This window comes from Shewanella sp. DAU305 (assembly GCF_026802235.1).
Taxonomy (GTDB): Bacteria; Pseudomonadota; Gammaproteobacteria; order Enterobacterales; family Shewanellaceae; genus Shewanella; species Shewanella baltica.
Map to the genome: position 1 here is coordinate 645,728 of NZ_CP113808.1, position 17,521 is coordinate 663,248.

18 protein-coding genes are annotated in these 17,521 nt (G+C 47.5%); 8 read left to right on the top strand and 10 right to left on the bottom strand.

The annotated features are described in order from the left end of the window. The first annotated feature begins 78 nt into the window (after window positions 1-78). Entirely contained in the window at window positions 79-471 is a 393-nt protein-coding gene (locus OX890_RS02765; protein ID WP_268650063.1) for a DUF1090 domain-containing protein, read from the top strand. 26 nt (window positions 472-497) lie between these two features. Here the strand turns inward: OX890_RS02765 and OX890_RS02770 are convergent, their stop codons facing one another. Next, window positions 498-1,076: a TonB-dependent receptor gene (locus tag OX890_RS02770; protein WP_268650064.1), complete on the bottom strand. Its 579-nt coding sequence runs from the start codon at window positions 1,074-1,076 to the stop codon at window positions 498-500. 208 nt (window positions 1,077-1,284) lie between these two features. On the opposite strand from OX890_RS02770, the gene OX890_RS02775 reads away from it, so the two are divergent. Then, on the top strand, window positions 1,285-2,550 hold the full coding sequence (locus OX890_RS02775) for a mechanosensitive ion channel family protein (RefSeq protein ID WP_107403194.1): 1,266 nt from the start codon (window positions 1,285-1,287) through the stop codon (window positions 2,548-2,550). Window positions 2,551-2,587: 37 nt separating this feature from the next. Here the strand turns inward: OX890_RS02775 and OX890_RS02780 are convergent, their stop codons facing one another. Together OX890_RS02780 and OX890_RS02785 are read right to left on the bottom strand one after the other, a co-directional pair. Next, window positions 2,588-3,211 carry a LysE family translocator gene (locus OX890_RS02780; RefSeq protein ID WP_012196504.1) on the bottom strand — a complete coding sequence of 208 codons (624 nt, stop codon included), beginning with the start codon at window positions 3,209-3,211 and terminating at the stop codon, window positions 2,588-2,590. 26 nt (window positions 3,212-3,237) lie between these two features. Then, window positions 3,238-3,801 carry a lysophospholipid acyltransferase family protein gene (locus tag OX890_RS02785; RefSeq protein WP_011848198.1) on the bottom strand — a complete coding sequence of 188 codons (564 nt, stop codon included), beginning with the start codon at window positions 3,799-3,801 and terminating at the stop codon, window positions 3,238-3,240. A gap of 455 nt (window positions 3,802-4,256) precedes the next feature. On the opposite strand from OX890_RS02785, the gene OX890_RS02790 reads away from it, so the two are divergent. After that, entirely contained in the window at window positions 4,257-4,709 is a 453-nt protein-coding gene (locus OX890_RS02790; protein ID WP_268650065.1) for a YybH family protein, read from the top strand. A gap of 73 nt (window positions 4,710-4,782) precedes the next feature. On the opposite strand, the gene OX890_RS02795 is transcribed toward OX890_RS02790, so the two are convergent. Together OX890_RS02795 and OX890_RS02800 are read right to left on the bottom strand one after the other, a co-directional pair. Beyond that, a complete protein-coding gene (locus OX890_RS02795) occupies window positions 4,783-5,586 on the bottom strand; it encodes an NRDE family protein (RefSeq protein ID WP_268650066.1) in 804 nt (267 codons plus the stop codon). Window positions 5,587-5,647: 61 nt separating this feature from the next. Beyond that, complete coding sequence (locus tag OX890_RS02800; RefSeq protein ID WP_268650067.1) at window positions 5,648-7,306, bottom strand: metal transporter; 1,659 nt, start codon at window positions 7,304-7,306, stop codon at window positions 5,648-5,650. Window positions 7,307-7,526: 220 nt separating this feature from the next. On the opposite strand from OX890_RS02800, the gene OX890_RS02805 reads away from it, so the two are divergent. Further along, window positions 7,527-8,120 carry a YhgN family NAAT transporter gene (locus tag OX890_RS02805; protein WP_268650068.1) on the top strand — a complete coding sequence of 198 codons (594 nt, stop codon included), beginning with the start codon at window positions 7,527-7,529 and terminating at the stop codon, window positions 8,118-8,120. Window positions 8,121-8,443: 323 nt separating this feature from the next. Further along, window positions 8,444-11,053 carry an immune inhibitor A domain-containing protein gene (locus OX890_RS02810; protein ID WP_268650069.1) on the top strand — a complete coding sequence of 870 codons (2,610 nt, stop codon included), beginning with the start codon at window positions 8,444-8,446 and terminating at the stop codon, window positions 11,051-11,053. A gap of 95 nt (window positions 11,054-11,148) precedes the next feature. Here the strand turns inward: OX890_RS02810 and OX890_RS02815 are convergent, their stop codons facing one another. Then, window positions 11,149-11,712: a chorismate--pyruvate lyase family protein gene (locus tag OX890_RS02815; protein ID WP_268650070.1), complete on the bottom strand. Its 564-nt coding sequence runs from the start codon at window positions 11,710-11,712 to the stop codon at window positions 11,149-11,151. 116 nt (window positions 11,713-11,828) lie between these two features. On the opposite strand from OX890_RS02815, the gene OX890_RS02820 reads away from it, so the two are divergent. Together OX890_RS02820 and rlmF are read left to right on the top strand one after the other, a co-directional pair. After that, complete coding sequence (locus tag OX890_RS02820) at window positions 11,829-12,251, top strand: flagellar basal body-associated protein FliL (RefSeq protein WP_012586415.1); 423 nt, start codon at window positions 11,829-11,831, stop codon at window positions 12,249-12,251. A gap of 58 nt (window positions 12,252-12,309) precedes the next feature. Further along, a complete protein-coding gene (gene rlmF / locus OX890_RS02825) occupies window positions 12,310-13,407 on the top strand; it encodes a 23S rRNA (adenine(1618)-N(6))-methyltransferase RlmF (RefSeq protein ID WP_268650071.1) in 1,098 nt (365 codons plus the stop codon). 74 nt (window positions 13,408-13,481) lie between these two features. Here rlmF and OX890_RS02830 read toward each other — a convergent pair whose 3' ends face one another. From OX890_RS02830 to moeA, 4 genes are all read right to left on the bottom strand, one after another. After that, window positions 13,482-13,739, bottom strand: a complete 258-nt coding sequence (locus OX890_RS02830; RefSeq protein ID WP_226059781.1) for a putative hemolysin — start codon at window positions 13,737-13,739, stop codon at window positions 13,482-13,484. Window positions 13,740-13,756: 17 nt separating this feature from the next. After that, window positions 13,757-14,419 carry a Bax inhibitor-1 family protein gene (locus OX890_RS02835; protein ID WP_006084906.1) on the bottom strand — a complete coding sequence of 221 codons (663 nt, stop codon included), beginning with the start codon at window positions 14,417-14,419 and terminating at the stop codon, window positions 13,757-13,759. A 99-nt stretch (window positions 14,420-14,518) separates the two neighbouring features. Next, a complete protein-coding gene (gene moeB / locus OX890_RS02840) occupies window positions 14,519-15,286 on the bottom strand; it encodes a molybdopterin-synthase adenylyltransferase MoeB (RefSeq protein ID WP_268650072.1) in 768 nt (255 codons plus the stop codon). A 10-nt stretch (window positions 15,287-15,296) separates the two neighbouring features. Next, entirely contained in the window at window positions 15,297-16,550 is a 1,254-nt protein-coding gene (moeA, locus tag OX890_RS02845) for a molybdopterin molybdotransferase MoeA (protein WP_268650073.1), read from the bottom strand. Between the two features lie 349 nt (window positions 16,551-16,899). Between moeA and ftnA the strand changes: the two genes are divergently transcribed. Continuing rightward, complete coding sequence (ftnA, locus tag OX890_RS02850; protein WP_006083664.1) at window positions 16,900-17,436, top strand: non-heme ferritin; 537 nt, start codon at window positions 16,900-16,902, stop codon at window positions 17,434-17,436. Window positions 17,437-17,521 lie beyond the last annotated feature (85 nt).

The window sequence follows — 17,521 nt, forward strand, 5'->3', positions numbered from 1 at the left end:
GCACTATATTGATAGCGCGGTGACAGGACACTGTCAGATAGCGACAATGAGCAATGAATTAAGCTAGAGGAGATTAATATGCAGATTAAACATGGAATTTATGGCGTCGTTATTAGCTTGGCATTGAGCGCGGCAGCATGGGCCGATGAAGCCCCTAAAGTGGGCTGCGCGGCGAAGTTAGAAGCTATCAGTGCCGAACTTGCCCAAGCGAAAGCGGCGGGCAATAAGCATAAAGTTGACGGGCTCGAAAAGGCCTATTACGAAGTCTCAACCCATTGTGATGACGACAGCTTATATGCCGAGCGCGTTGCCAAAGTTTCGGCCTTAGAAGAAAAACTGACTGAGCGCCAAAACGAGTTGTCTAAAGCCATAGAAGAAGGTCGTTCTATGGATAAAATCAATAAGAAACGCAATAAGGTTGCCGAAGCGGAATTGGAGCTTGCTAAGGCGCGAGCCGAGCTAACCCAATAAATCGCTCAAGCCCAGTCGCTAGGAGCTTAGCCCGCGTAACCTATGCTCAAAACTGTGGATTCTGTGCTGGAGTTATAGCCCGCGCTCAGGATGAAATGTTCTGTAATGCGGTATCTTAGCCCTGCTTCTGCGCCCCAACGGGTGGTTTTATCTTCTTCCCATGTGGGTTTGCCATCGACAATTTTGGGTGAAATGTTATTCGTGTAAGACACAGTGCTGATATAGCCGCTGCCGCCCGCATAAAAGCTTAAGTCGGCAGTGAGGCTGTAGCTTAATCCTAAGCGAAAGAGGCTTTCTTGGCGATATGACAGCGCGGGTTCTGGCACTATTACATCGGTTTCTCGGCTGCGGGCATAGCCTAGGTAATAGCCCCATTGCTGGTAATTATTATCGAAATGATAGGGCGCTAATGTAATGCCGTAGAGATTGTCTGCGGCGGGAACGTAATCCAGCATGAGGGCGATATAAGAAGGATTGGTAGTTTTCTCTGATTTATCTGACATCACCAATGGCTTCGAAGTGCTATATTCGGCAGCTTGAAGTGGTTGGCTTAGGCTCAATAGTCCAAAGCTAAGACAGGCTAGCGTAGATGAATAACGACACATGGGATGATTTCCTTGGGAACAGGTTGAAGATTGTTCATTTTCCTTTGTGCTCGGTCAATTCAAAATGCTAAAATCTCTTTTAAAATAAGTATTTGTAAGTATATTGTGTTTGGATATCAGTATTTTCTAGGGTGACATTAACCGAGGTCAACTCGGCGGTTACCTTTGTATGGGTTTGTTGCGCTAGCGCCTACGTTGGAGTGGAATTGTGGATCAGGAAATAAGGCTCGAAATTTCGGCATGGTTAGCGGGCTTTGGGATTGATAGCCAACCCTCGGACGGCATATCAACCAGCATCATGATCATTGCCTGCTTACTGCTTGCAGGCATCGCTTATTTCATTGTTCGACGCGTAGTCATACGTGCGGTCAACATGGTGATCCTGCGCTCCAAAGTTACCTGGGACGATGTGTTCATGCGTTACAAGGTGCTCGAAAAGCTGGCCATGCTAGTGCCTGCAATCGTGCTCAATCTATTAGTGCCCATCGCCTTAACCGAGCATCAAATCTTAAGTAATTTAGTCGATCGGCTACTGAGTATTTGGCTGGTGGTGCTGATGATCCGCGCTATTTATGCGGGTTTAGATGCGGTCGATGAAATTTCAGATGTGAATCTGGTGAGTCGGCGTTTACCCGTTAAAAGCTTTGTGCAGTTAACTAAGCTGTTTTTATTCTTTGTCGGTATTATCGTTTCTATCTCAATCTTGGCCGATCAGTCCCCTGTGTACTTCCTCAGCGGCTTAGGTGTGGCGACGGGTTTTGTGATGTTAGTGTTCCGCGACACTATCTTAGGTTTCGTGGCGGGCATTCAGTTAGCGGCTAACCGTATGGTGAGCAAGGGCGATTGGATCCAGATGGACAAATACGGCGCCGACGGTGCGGTAGAAGAGGTCTCGCTGACCACAGTTAAAGTGCGCAACTGGGACAAAACCATCACTATGATCCCAGCCTATGCCTTAGTGTCGGATGCGTTTCGTAACTGGCGGGGTATGTCTGAGTCGGGTGGTCGTAGGATCAAACGCGCCATCAATATTGATATCAACAGCATTAAGTTTTTGAGCGAGGAAGAGCGCGAGCGTCTGAGTAAGATCAATTGCTTAAAAGAATATTTTCCCGCCAAAATCAACGAAATCCGTGAGTCGAACGCCAGAGTGTCTGACCTCGACATGAAAGTGAACGGTCGCCATCTGACTAACGTCGGCACCTTCCGTGCTTACCTGCAGGAATACCTACAGCGTCACGATAAGATCCATAAGGAAATGACCTTAATGGTGCGCCAATTAGCGCCGACCACTGAGGGATTGCCGATCGAGGTTTATATCTTCACCAACGACACCCGCTGGGCATTTTATGAGGCGATACAAGCGGATATCTTCGACCATGTTTTTGCGATATTGCCTGAGTTTGGTCTGCAGGCATTCCAAGCGCCAACGGGCAACGATATTCGTAGCTTAAAGTCGGTTAAGGTCGACTAGTGTTAATGACTGTCGACGATTGTCGGTGATTATTGATTTAATTTCGAGAGATAAGAATCGCGGCTAAGGTAAGAAAGACACCGCCGCTGGTTCTGTCAAACCAATGCAGCTTGTTGCTCGCCTTTAGGCTGGGCGCAAGCACATTGGCCATGCTGGCGTAAATCATCACAAAGCTAAAATCCACCACGGCCCAAGTGGCTGCCAGTATCATAAGTTGCGGTAATTGCGGCGCGGCAAGATCGATAAATTGTGGAAACAGCGCGGCAAAAAACAGTAAATCCTTTGGATTACTGATCCCCACCAGAAACGCCTGCTGATAAAGTTGCCTTGGCGTGCCTTTGCCTTTTAATTGGCTAACCTCAAGGGTTTGACCTTGGTTTTTGGTCAACAACAGCTTGATCCCTAAAAACACTAAATAGGCCGCACCGCACCATTTTAGCAGGGTAAAACCGTATTCTGAGGCGCTGATAATGGCGCCTAATCCCGCCGCTGATGCCATCATCAAGACTAAAGCGGCACTCACACTGCCAAGACCAGTGGCCATGCTGCGCATCTTGCCGAAATGGATCCCATGTGACATAGACAGCATAGCGATGGGGCCGGGCGAGATCCCAATCAATACAATGGCCAAGAGATAGAGTAACCAAGTTTCGGGTTGCATGTGTGCCGCTCTAAATGGGGGAAAGATTAATGCTTCGCGCTCGCCACAAAATCAGGGATCACCTTAGGATGGCGACCTTTAATGGTGCGATAAAAGCTTAAAATCTCGTGCATGTCGGTCGCGATATCACCACTGGGTTGCAGTGGCGTGCGGATAACGACAGTGCGGCGGCTAAAGTCTAAGCCAACGGGAGTGATAGGCACGTGAGCCTTGCAGGCTATATGGTAGAAGCCGCATTTCCAGCGTGTTACTGGGCTGCGGGTGCCTTCGGGCGCCAACGCTAGCTTATAATCGGTTTTCGACTCAAACAGCTGCACAGCGGCATCGACCAAGTTGTTGTTTTTGCGTCTATCCACTGGGCTGCCGCCAATCGCGCGGAAGAACCAGCCCCAAGGCGGGATAAAGAGTTGGTGTTTACCGAGAAAGTGAATTCGAGTGCCAAGCGCCCCACGAGCTAAGATACCCACGATGAAGTCCCAGTTACTGGTATGCGGTGCGACTATGATGATGTATTTAGCGCAGTCGGGCAGTTGGCCTTCTATCTGCCAGCCTGAAAGCTTAAGTAGCCAACGGCAAAGTGGTGTGAACATAGTTCGGTGCCCAGAGTCGAAAAATTAATAATATCATCAGCTTTTTTAGATTTTAAATTGGCTTTAGCAAGATAGTCTGTGCTGAATTCACGATATACCCAAACAACCTCAAGATGCAGGATTCAGCGGGAATTGAACGCATTTTAGGCAAGGCCCTTAATTGCTCCTGCATAAATGGCATTCACGCCATCCATGGCGATTGCGGCTATTTGCGGACCTAGTGGACTAAGTTAAAAATAGCCAACACGGCATAAAATGCGTTGCCACATTATCAACATCAGCCGCCGGGACGGAGCGCCTAGGGCACCCCACTTCCGTGTTGCATCAATTCAAAAGGTGGTCGACATTCTTTCATTGAAGCGCCTTGAATTGGTGTACCCTAGATGCTCTGAAACTCGTATCTTGAGGTAGCTTGGGTATAATACAGTTTAACCTGATTGTGGGGGAACAATACTATGTTGAAAAATGGACTATTAAACAAGGTTAGCTGGCAGCGTGTTTTTGCGGCACTTTTACTCTTAGTGACTTGCCATGTGAGTGCGGTGCCGACGGATGAAATTACGCAGATGCTCAAAGGCCAAGAAGACGCCTGGAATCGCGGCGATCTCGATGCTTATATGCAAGGTTACTGGAAGAGTGAGCAATTGCGTTTTGTTTCTAACGGTAAGTTTCGTTATGGCTGGGAGGAAACCCTTGCCGCTTATAAGAAAAATTATCCCAATAAAGAAGCGCTTGGTGAGCTGAAGTTCACGATAAAAGAAATCAAAATGCTCAGCAATTACGCCGCTATGGTGGTTGGGCGCTGGGATTTACGGCGGATAAAAGATGCCCCAACGGGCGTGTTTACCCTGTTGATTGAGAAAATTGACGACCGCTGGGTGATCACTATGGATCACAGTTCGGACTAAGCCGCAGCTTTAATAGAACAATAGCGCTGACTAAAGTGCACCGTTTCAATACAAGGCTGCACAGTTGTTCAGTTTAGATTTGCGTTAATAAACAGTCTGGCTTAGCGGGTGGCTCGGCGGGCAGGGTTAAGTGGAAATCCTGCTGTCCGAGCTGTCTACCTTTGCCGTCGTATCTCACTTCGGTGAAATGCATGCCGCCCTCAGCATCTTCAAGCAGAATGCTGGTGGAGCGCGTGCCATAGTCGGGGTGACGAATATAAATCGCGGCTAAGCGCCGTTCCCACTCGATCCCCACTCCCGTGTTAGGCAATTCATTATCTTGTGGTTGGGAGTCGTCCTTCATCAGCTGTAACAGCGCTTGCACTTCTAGGTTGTCTGACTGATTGATCACGGCTTCTAGCGCTTGCTGTCCCTTCGCCATTTTCGGCCAAATATCATCGAGTGCCCCATTGCTAATGGCATGAAACCCATCGGCGAGTTTAACTGTGTCTTTGTTGATGCTGTTAAAACAATATAAGTCAGTGCCTTGGCCGAAGACGAGATTGAATGGCTGATAATTGTCACTGTGCTCAATGAGCCAATTCGGGCAAATGAGCGAGCCTGAACTTAGGGTCATAGTGATGAGTTCACCGCGGCTACGCATGGCTTCTGGGTTCTTTTGCGGTACGCGCAGATTCGTCACAGCGGCGACTTGTCCCTGTTTATTCACCCCAAACCAAGTGCCGCCCGCCTGCAGATCTTTACCTGCGAGTAAGTTTTCTTCCGGTGGCCAAAAGTGCGCTGGCGCGGTCGGTCTATGGTGAAACTCGTCACGGTTGGCACAAATGATTAAGGGATACTTAGGATGGGCATTAATGGCGACAAAGAGTATGCACATAGCAGGCTAAATTAATCCAAAGGTAGATTAACTTAGCCTGTCTGCTCACAAATGAACAGTGTTAGTGGTGCGAGTGCTTATTTGCTTTTGCTTTATCGTGTGTATGTTCATCGGAATGATCATGGGCACTAGGCGTTTCAGCAGTGCTCTGCACAGATGTGTGCGAAGTGCTAGGTTCGTGGGAATGGCCATGCGCTTGGCTGTGCGAATGACTATGCCCATGAGCTGCCGGTTTGCTCAGCATTAAGCGGCGTAGAAATTTACGTGGGCCTAAGCGCAGTAAGCTGGCGGCAAATAATCCCGACAGGATCAGCAGCGCGATTAAGTTCACCACTTCCGGTAAAGTGAACAGGGAGAACCACAGTGGCAAACGCAGTGCAGCGACTAAACTCAGCGCAATAATACTCAGTAATATTGCCCTTTGTGGCCATGTCATTAACTTAAGCTGCGCTATGTTAAGCACTGGTGCGGCAATCAGCGGCATGATAATCGCGATAGGGCTCCAGCCACTATAGGCCAGTGCAAGAGCCAGCACCGCTGCGCCTAAGTTGCAGAAACGCATAGGTAAGAATACGAGTAACAGCACTATAACCTGCAGCAGCGGATTGCTTAATGGCACTGAAGGATGGCCGATTAAATTCACTAGCACTAGGCTGAGTAAAATCCACGGTGCGCTGCGATCGACTAAATGTGCAAAGCCGAAACGTAGGGAATTACTGGGTAATTTAGTATGCGGATCGGTAATAGTGACGTTAGCGTGACTTAAATAAGCGCTAAGAATAAAGACCACAAGTAACTGGAATAATGCTAGCCAAGGACCGAGTAACAGTGCGGTGATGACGAGAGCTTCGGGCCCCGCTAAGCGTTGGAACCAGCGACGGGCTAAGCTGCTATCCTGCGGTGTTAAACCGAATTTGAAGCGCAGCGCAGCCGCACCATAGCTCAGCAGTAATATGGGCGCGAGTGTCAGTAACCAAGTCATTAATTGTTCTGTGCTGTGATCATGGTGGGCATGTTCGTGGCCGCCAGAATCCATCAAGAGCAGCATCACGAGCAGGCCTATGCCGAGCAAACTACCTATGCCAGCTTGGTATTCGTATTTGCCTTGCTTGTCGGTATCGTGCTGGCCGTGGGGTTGATGTAGCACAACATGCAAAATAGAACCGGTAACAAAGGCTTGTAAATAAACGGTATTTTCTAAACTGAGCTGAGTGATTAATTGCTCGCCTGCAAAGTAACCAACACCCGTAAGTAGCATCATAGCGACCAGCACTAAGCTAGCCCAGCGGGTGCCGACTTGAGGTTTGAGTAACCACCAAATGGCGAGGCCGACGGGGAGGCGATGCATAATGATCCCGAGGGCAAGTAAGATCGAACTGCCGTCTTGCTGCGCCAATACCATAGCGCCACCGTCGGTGATGGTGTGCAGTAGCAAGCCGCCAATCCCTAGGGATAAGGTGAGATTATGGGTGATTTCTGAATAACGGTGGAAAAGGCGTTCGCTAGCGGTCGGTCCCCAGATACCTAGGAATACAAAGACTACGGCTAACAAACCGCCATGCTGCAGTAGCTCTGGCAAGATGTGGATCAGCACTAATCCGCCTAATGAGACGAATATAAAGCCATCGAGCCCCTTCTGTAATCCGCTGCCCGATGAAAAGTAGCGATAAAACAGTGGCCCAATTAAGAGTGCGATACAGCTAGCAAGAAGATAGAGCATGGATTCCACGGAAAATTTGCTGAAAAAACGCCATAGTATACCAGCTGTAAGGCAAAGTGAGCAGTGACTTGCTGGCAATTTACCAAACTGACATTTTGCGTTGGGGTTTTCGGGGGCGAATTTTATTCACTTTGACCATTTTGCGGAGAAATTTTCACATCAACATCGAGAAAAGGTTATACAATATGGGCTTATGTTGGCTTGGGTGTTGATACGTTAAATGGATGTATTTTCTGCTGCGGTAATGTTGTTTCTGATCATGGACCCTTTGGGTAATTTGCCGATTTTCGCGTCGATTCTGCGGCATATCGATCCCAAGAAACGTCGTAAGGTACTGATCCGAGAGTTACTTTTCGCCTTAGTGATCATGCTGTCTTTTCTTTATGCGGGTGAAGCCATTTTAAGTTTCTTAAATCTTCGTTCCGAATCTGTGAGTATTGCAGGCGGTATTATTCTGTTTTTGATCGCGATTAAGATGATCTTCCCCCAACCCGGTGGTGTCGTTGGATTAGCCGCGGGAGAAGAGCCATTTATCGTGCCTATGGCCATTCCCTTGATGGCGGGTCCATCGATTCTTGCCGCTTTGATTCTACTGGCGCATACCGATAGCTCACGCATGGGCGATTGGACCATAGCATTAGTGTCTGCTTGGGGGGCAAGCGCAGTGATCTTAATGTTTTATAAACTCTTCACCCGTGTGCTGGGTGAAAAAGGCCTCACTGCGGTTGAGCGTTTGATGGGCATGGTATTGGTCATGATCTCAGTACAAATGTTCCTTGACGGTATTTCAAATTATCTAAAAACCGCCGGCTAAATTTATCTCGCTCGCTTAAAACGAAACCGCATTAACGCTGTTAATGCGGTTTTTTTATGGCTGGGATTTGGCTGGAATGCCGTCAGCATAGAGGTTTGCTGAATAAACGCTGACAAAAGTGTAAATCGTGCCAGCGAAGTAATGTATCAAGTTGTTACTTCAACGCAGTGCTGATAATGTCAAAAACTCTGTCTCTCTATCTTGAGATAGATAAACCCTGAGTAGATGACTTATAAAGGCTAAAGGCAAATTTGTCTTAATACAAAGAGACACTAGTCTTAATAAATAGAATGGCGTTGGCTGTTACAGTAAGGATGTTAAAAATGCGAAGTGCAAAAGGCGTGACAGCGTTTGGACTGATGTTGGCATTGATTAGCGGCGCGAGTATTGCGGCTCCGAATCATACGCCTGCTGATGCGGGTGTGATTAATAAAGATCGAATTTTATATTGGTTGATTAAACGTGGTGAAGTGGCCGCCGATGCCAGTGATAGCGTAAAGCAGGAAGCGATAGAAGCGTATATTTATCGTGCCACTTTGACTCAACCTAAGGCGCCGCGCATCGAAGTTGAAGCCGAACATGCGCGTCTGCAAAGAGCTAAGTCATCGCAAATGATGCGCTCATCCGCACAGCGTTTACTGGTTGATGCGGATGTAAAAAAAACCGTTAAAGTACTCTCTATATTAGTAGATTTTCCTGATTTAAAACATGATAACAATGGCTTAAGTGCGGGCGATACGGCCATGTATTACCCAAGTTATCCTTCGTCCCACTACAAGGCATTACTCTTTTCGACGACTGGCTTTAATGGTCCACAGGGGCAGACGCTAGATTCGGCTTATCAATATTATCAAGCGGTTTCAGGGCAAACCTTCTCCTTTACTGGGGATGTAAAGGGTTGGTATACCGCCTCACAAAATGCCGAATACTATGGTGCTAATGATCCAGATACTCGTAGTGATTCACAGGTCGAACAATTGGTAAAAGAAGCCGTATCTCAAGCCGTTGCGAATATGTCTCCTGCAGAGTTGGCTAGCTATGATGTTGAAGACCAAAATGATTTGAACAACAACGGTAATTACAACGAGCCCGATGGCATTATCGACCATGTGATGATTTTCCACTCTAGCGTAGGCGAAGAGGTCGGCGGCGGAAAATTAGGTGCGAGTGCAATTTGGTCGCATCGATTTTTTGTCGACCAAGCAACCAATGGCTATGCGCTTCCTGGTACGGATAAAAAAGTATTCGGTTATACCATTCAGCCTATCGATGCGGCCACGGGCGTGTGTACCCACGAGTTTGGCCATGATTTAGGTCTGCCAGATGAATACGATACTACTGACAACCCCAATAAAGATGGCTCTCCTGTGGGGTTGTGGTCTTTGATGTCTGGTGGTAGTTGGGCTGGCGCTATCGCTGGTGCCCAGCCGAGTGGTTTTAGTCCCTATGCGCGTTCTTACCTACAGGAAAGATATAAAGGTAAGTGGTTGAATGAACGTGAAATCAGCTTAGATAGTATTCCTAAATCAGGCATGGAAGTGACGTTGAATGAAGCGGTTAATCATCAGGCGGTTAACCAAGTCTCTATTCCACTTCCTCCAACGCCAATCCCCTTTAAAACACCTTATCAGGGCAGTTATCAGTATTATTCTGGTCAAGGGGATATGCTGAATAATAGCATGATTTTTAATGTTACTTTGCCCGCAGTCACGACAGATAAACTGATCCTGAGTATGAAAGCCAGTTGGAGTATTGAACGTGACTATGACTACATGCAAGTGAAAGTGGATGGTGAGGCTATTGCGGGTAATCACACTAAGTTTAACAATGGGGTAAATAGCGCTCGTCATATTATTACTGGCGAGTCGTCTGCGATTGCTCAGGCGGAGGGCAATGATGCTTGGGTAACGTTAGAGTATGATTTATCTGCCTATTCAGGGAAAACGATTGCGGTCGAGATCAATTATGTCACCGATGACTATACCGGAGGGTCAGGTATCACTCTCGATAACATCAGCGTTAAACAAAATACCACTGAGTTATATGGTGATAACGCTGAAGTCGCGGATAAAGTGACGTTTTACGGTTATAGCCGGATTAAGGACTCACGTCCTGATCCAAAATCCCAGTCTCGTTATATTATCCAATTGCGTAGCCATAACGGTGTCGATGCGGGTTTGCAAGCAAAAAGCTTTGATCCTGGCGTATTAGTCTGGTTAGAAAATTTGGGTTACAGAGACAATAACGTTTCAGAGCATGCTGGCCATGGCTTGATTGGCGTGATTGATGCTGACCAAAACCTTATTGGCACTCGCTCTACCGAGGTACAAATCCGCGATGCAGCCTTTAGCACAGTAAAACAAACTTTCTATGCAGGTGACAATAATCGCGATGCTGTCAGCCTGTTTGATGATAGTTTTGATTACAGCGCGCCGCTACAACCCCAGTCAGGCATGGTATTGCAGCAGTTAGGTTTGACGATGCAGGTACTATCGCAAGCCGGCAATAACAGCACAGCTGTGATTCGGTTAGCAAATGCAAATGCAAATTCTGATGCTGTAGCGCCGTTAAAAGTCAGTTTTACTAATACGGTCAATCAATTAGTTGTAAACTTCACCAGTAATATTAATGGTGGTATGGGGGCATTAACCTACGCTTGGGATTTTGGTGATGGCACCACAAGTACAGCGGCTTCGCCAACCCATACCTATGCGAAGGCGGGCACTTATACTGTGACGCTTACAGTAACTGATGCGCAAAATACTAAGGATATTAGTAGTTTGATAGTGACTGTTACCGCACCAGTTACGCCCCCTGTCACACCTCCTGTGACTCCGCCGGCGAATGAGAGTTCTGGCGGTGGTAGTCTAGGTTGGTTGAGCCTTGCTTTCCTTGGCTTATTGACTTGGCGTCGCCAGTTAAATATTCGTTAAGTTAATCGCGTGATAGCAGATCAAAAATGCCTCTAATTTAGAGGCATTTTTATTTGTCATTAGTCATTAGAGCAAGCTTTGGCTAAAGCTCGAGTTCATAACTGACGGATAGCTTGCTCGGCCGCAGGCAGAAAGATTTCACTGACGATCATTTCGTGTTCACCGTGATGAAAATAGCGGCGGCGTCCCCAGAGTTCATGTTCGACACTCTGATCTAAACTTTCGGCTAAATGAGCGAGGCGGCTACAGGTCTCAAAACTGGCGACTTCAATTCTGCCTGGGATAAAATGATCTTGGCTAAACAGCAGTTCACCTAAGGGGCGGGTGCCCAGACCAAGGAAATCCGCTTGGCGCTCGGCCATTAACTTTTCGGGGATCAAAGTTCTGGCAAATACCCAAGGGATTGAGTCGAGGCAAAGTAACACTTCGCGGATCCATACTGAGCCTTGCTGGGGATATTCGCCATCTAAGGGCGCATGTAGTCCTTCGCCAAGGACTTTGACTTCAAATTGAGTGCAGCAAGTTTTGAGTTTTTGCGTTAGGCTGCCAGTGGCAAGTAACCATTCTTTCAAGGGCGATTTGGGGAGTTTGTTGGCGTTTTCGGCACAAAACCACTGAATAGATTCACCATAGGGGAAGCTTAAGCTAGTCACATTCATTAAATACTCGTTACAATGTAGGCAAACGTCGGCAGTCTAGCATGTCGCGACGCGAGCAGATAGATTGGGAAGTTTCTTCCATTACCATTATTGTTTTTAGGGAGCCGTAAGCCGCTATGAAAAAATTACTCTCAGTCTGTCTGATCCTGTTTACCAGTGTTTTCAGTGTTTATGCGGCCGATGAAAAAGAAGCGGCACCTGCAGCGACGCCTACGGGTGAGTACGCCTACTATGGTTTTGAGCCCGAAATAGTCACTAACTACATTTCTAACCGTAAGAAATTAGGTTTTGTGAAGATCAGCGTCGAGTTAATGGTTAAGAGCCCAGATGATTTGGTCACCGTTGAGCGTCACGATCCGCTATTACGCGCCGCGATTGTTGAAGTGTTAGGTAATCAATCGGAAGAAAAGATTAAGTCACTCACTGGCCGTGAAGAAATCCGTCGTGAGTGCTTCGATATGGTCAATAATCTGCTCACCAAAGAAGCGGGCAAGGCCTTGATTGTAAACTTACTCTTTACCTCTTATCTGTACGATTAATTCATTGTCTTATTTTATGGGCTGACTTATTTCGGCCCACTGCGTTCCAAGAGCTGCTATGTCAAAACCTGCCGTGAAATCCGTTCAATCAGCGACTGCGAAAACCGCAACCCGTGCAGTTAACATCCGTCAAAAAGTTAAAGCACCCAAGCAGGCTAAACCTGAAGATAAAGGCAGAGCAAAGCCAAGCAAAGACAAACCCAGAGCTGAAATCAAAAAAGCCCTGCATCCGCGTAATGCCCACTTGAATGGCTATGATTTTCCAGCGCTATACGCTGCATTCCCTCAGCTAAAAACCTTTGTGCGGCCCACGCCCTATGGCGCGCTATCGGTAGATTTTGCCGACCCGCTGGCAGTTAAAACCCTCAATGCGGCGCTACTCAAACATCACTATGGAATTGGTTCTTGGGATATTCCTCAGGGCGCACTTTGTCCTCCGATCCCCGGTCGCGTCGATTATGTGCATTACGTGGCAGATCTGTTAGCCGAAGGCGATAAGTCATGTGCCATGGATAAGGCGAGGGTGCTGGATATTGGCACAGGCGCGAACGGCATTTATCCCATATTGGGCTGCCAAGTGTATGGCTGGCAATATGTTGCCTCGGATATCAATGCCCATTCACTCACCAATGTGCAGAGTATTATCGAGCAAAACCCAGTGCTGCAAGGGCGGATAAACTTACGATTACAGCCAGATGACAAGGCGGTATTCAAGGGAGTTATTCAAGCCGAAGAACGTTTTGAGTTAACCCTGTGTAATCCTCCGTTTCATGCCTCTATGGCCGAGGCGAGCGAAGGTACAAAGCGTAAGGTGAATAATCTACAGCTTAATCGGGGGAGCTCAGTAAAGGCTGCACCTAAGCTGAATTTCGGCGGCCAAGCGGCAGAACTTTGGTGCCAAGGTGGAGAGCGACAGTTCTTGGCGACCATGATCCGTGAGAGTCAGATGTTTGCAGACCAATGCCTGTGGTTCACTAGCCTAGTGTCGAAGCAAGAAAACCTGAAACCTTGTTATCAAGCCTTAGCAAAGTTGAACGTCGATACTGTTAAGACGATTGAAATGCAGCAAGGCAATAAAATTACGCGGGTCTTAGCGTGGAGCTTTCAGTCGGCCGCTAAGCGCAAAATCTGGCGCGCCGAACACTTAGCCAATTAAGATTTTCAGTTTACTTAATAACAAAACAGGCGCCATTATTGGCGCCTGTTTTTTTAAAGGTAAAATAACCACTGTTACTGCGGCTTTTCTTCCTGATGATCACGGCGGAATAACGCCCACTCTTCCATGGCTTCACCGTTTGGCAAGGTACAGATGCCATGCTCACCTTCGGCGGTTTTCTCTATTGCTAAGCTACCACCGAGGGAGATGCAATACTCTGAGGCGGGATTGGCAATTTTAACTTGCGCAGCAGGCTTTTCAGCTTCGCCGCAACCCACGAGTGCTACAGTTGCCAGCAGTAAAGCTGCAGCAAGCGGTAATAGGATTTTCATAGACACTCCGTGGAGACTTATTTGCGCCCTAGAATCCGCAGAATGCGTAGGAATAAGTTGATGATATCCATATACAAAGCGGCTGCGCTATCGATGGCATTATCTATGGTTTTCGGAATTTGATTCGCCCGTCCCCAGTCGTAACCTATATACCCGCAGAAAATCAGCACGACGATCCAATCTAAAATCCCGTGGTGGGTATTAAAGATAAACACTTCAATCAGTTCGACGACGATGACGAGCACCAAAGCAATCGTGAGTGCGCCGGAAATTTTTTGGAAAAAGGCGGGAAAGAGTGTGCCTAAACACATCATGGCAATGGTCACTAGGCCTGTGATTCGAATGGCTTCCGTCACTAACTCAGGGTCGTATTGACTGACTACCATATTGATAATTAAGCCGAAGGGGACGACTACAAAGTTGTAGCCAATAAAGCTGACGACGGGATTGCTCGATTTTTGAAACAGATAAATCCCAAAAAAACAGGAGGCAAAATAGCCAATAAAGAAAATCCAAGGATTAACGCTGGCAATCGCTTCTGGGTCGATATTGGTGACCATCCAATAGTTAACCGCAAAACCCCAAATCAGCGTGAGGCCGATAACGAGGTTGTACATACCTGCGCCAACGATGGGATCGTCTGTGGTCATGCGATCAAATACACTGTTTTCCGAATCCATATGTTTTCCTTGTGATTTCCTTATGTTAACTGGTCGTTCAGCCTCACCTGCGTCGAGCTAAGTTAAGGCAAGTAAAGCCATTTTTCAAGCGAGAATATCTTAAGCCTGAGTACCACAGACACTGCAGTTGGCGTGTTTCGGGAGTTTCATCTCACGAAACTCCATCGTCATCGCATCGATCATCAAAATGCGGCCCGCTAAGGTTTTACCCATACCAGTGATGATCTTGATGGCTTCAACCGCCTGCAAGCAACCTATCATGCCGACCACAGGGGCTAGAATGCCAGACTCGACGCAGCTGAGTTGTTGCTCGCCAAATAGGGCGCTAAAGCAATGATAACAAGGTGTTTCGCTGTGATAATCGAACACAGTGACCATACCTTCCATTCGAATTGCCGCTGCGGAGACTAAGGGCACTTTATGCTTAAAACAGCTGAGGTTGAGTTGTTCGCGCACACTGACATTATCGGTGCAGTCGAGCACTAGACTGTGATTGGCGACAAGGGCGTCAATCTCATGATCATCTAATACTGCATTGATAATGTTGATCTTAATAAAGGGATTGAGCTGACTCAGGCTCTGTTTGGCCGATTCGACTTTTGGCTGGCCGACATTGGCATCTTGATGCAGCACTTGGCGCTGCAGGTTAGAGAGTTCAACTTGGTCAAAATCGACCAAGGTCAGCTCGCCAATCCCTGCAACCGTGAGGTATTGGCTGGCGGCGCAGCCTAATCCGCCTGCACCTATCATCAACACTTTCGCTTGTTTTAGGTGTTCTTGGCCGTCGATATCCATGGCTTTGATGGAGATCTGACGGCTGTATCTTAAGAGTTCGCTGTCGCTGAGAATATCGTCAGGCACATTCATGGATATTTTCCTAGCAGAGCACGCTGTTAAAGGGCTCGACCGTCACTTGCGTGCCAGCGTCAGTATCCCCTTGGAATTGTTCCAATAAAACGAAACAGTTCGCTAGGCTCATTGAGGTCAACATACCTGAACCTTGGCTACCAGTAATGGCAACCTCGAGTTTGCCCTGTGCATTACGGCTTAAAATGCCCCGTTGATATTCGACACGGCCCGGTTGTTTACGCACCGGTGTGGTGAGTGTGGCGTCTAACATCAAAGGCTCGACTGGGGTTAAACCTTGCATCTTGTTCAGGATAGGCCAAACCAGCTTATAAAACGTCACCATAGAAGACACGGGATTGCCCGGTAAACCACAGAATACCGCCTTGCCAATTTTTCCCATGGCGAAGGGCTTGCCTGGTTTGATGGCGAGTTTCCAGAAGGTGATTTTGCCTTCTTCATCGAGAATTTGTTTCGTGAAATCCGCTTCGCCGACCGACACGCCGCCCGAGGTCAACACCATGTCTGCTTGGCTGGCGGCTTGGCGAAATGCCTGACGTATGGCTTCAGGATCATCGGCTATTACGCCTAAATCAAGCCATTCCACATTAGCGCGGCTGAGTAAACCTTGAATCGAGTAACGGTTTGAATCGTAAATTTGCCCCGGCGCGAGTTCGCTGCCAACAGGACGCAGTTCGTCACCCGTGGAGAAAAACGCCACCTTAAGTTGACGATAGACTCGCACTTGGCTGATACCAATAGTGGCCAATACGCCGAGTTCGGCAGCGCCAATTTGAATACCAGCAGTAAGTACTTTAGTGCCTTGGGTCAGCTCTTCGCCACGGCAACGCACATTGGCACCTTGCGCCTTAGGATGGCGAATATGAATAATCTCACCTTCAACTTCGGCTTCTTCCTGCATCTGCACTGTGTCATAACCCGCAGGGACGGGCGCGCCCGTCATGATCCGTATGCAGGTATTAGGTTTAGCTTCACCTTCAAAACCATGGCCGGCGAACGAACTGCCGATAAGGCGTAATGAGGTGTGATTGGTTTGCGTATTCAAGTCGACAAAACGGAAGGCGTAACCGTCCATTGAGGAGTTGTCGAAGGGGGGCAGGTCGATGCAGGAAGCGAGATCTTCCGCAAGGACGCGGCCAAGGGCATGGGGAAGCAATACGACTTCGGTGTCTGACACTGGGCTAACTTGTTCGAGCAAAAGGGGAATAGCTTGATCTGGATGCATTAAGCTAGGTTGCGAACAAGGATCGGCTTTTACGGACATGAGGGTCTGCCTTATATGCAATGGGTCGTGATGACGCTGAATGAATTTCCACCTGACTATGATTGGCTATTATGCCACGGTGATCGGCGATGGCTATGATTTGCATGTGAGTTTCTGTGATAGGCCAGTCAGTTTTTCCTGCCACTTTGGATGATAACCTAGCAAGAAGTAACGCAATTTGCGCAGCTAAGTCGAAGGCTGAACGCGAGTCGCTGGACAAATGAAAATCATTTTTATCAATGAATCATTAACTTAGCTAAAAATCTAAAGGTAAATTTTGTTGCTTTTGTCGACCCCCTTGATGACAATGTGCCCCATGATTCAGTTCGAATGCAAAAGAGGATTTACTATGCTGTCAGCCACTATGATCGAAAAGTTGAATGAACAAATTAATATGGAGTTCTTCTCCTCAAATTTATACCTGCAAATGAGCGCATGGTGTGAAGATCAGGGATTTGAAGGTGCAGCTAAGTTTATGCGTGAGCATGCGGACGAAGAAATGGGCCATATGCGTCGTCTGTTCACTTATGTGAGTGAAACCGGTGGCTTACCTTTGTTAGGGGCGATCGAAGCGCCGCAGTCACAGTTTAGTTCTTTACTGGCTCTGTTCGAACTTACCTATGAGCATGAGCAGTTGATCACCAGTCAGATCAATGCCTTGGCCCATGCAGCCTTTTCTAACCAAGACTACTCAACCTTTAATTTCCTGCAATGGTATGTGGCCGAGCAGCACGAAGAAGAAAAGCTGTTCAAGTCGATTGTCGATAAGATACGTTTAGTGGGTGAAGATGGTAAGGCACTGTTCTTTATCGATAAAGATTTAGCTAAGTTAGCCTCTAAGGGCGGCGAAAGCATAATGAACGGTCAAGGCCAACCACAGGCGTAAACTCGTTTTATTCGTTACAAAAAAAGCAGCCTAGGCTGCTTTTTTGCTGTTTATTCTTCAATTCTTTTTGCTATTAGTTGCTAGC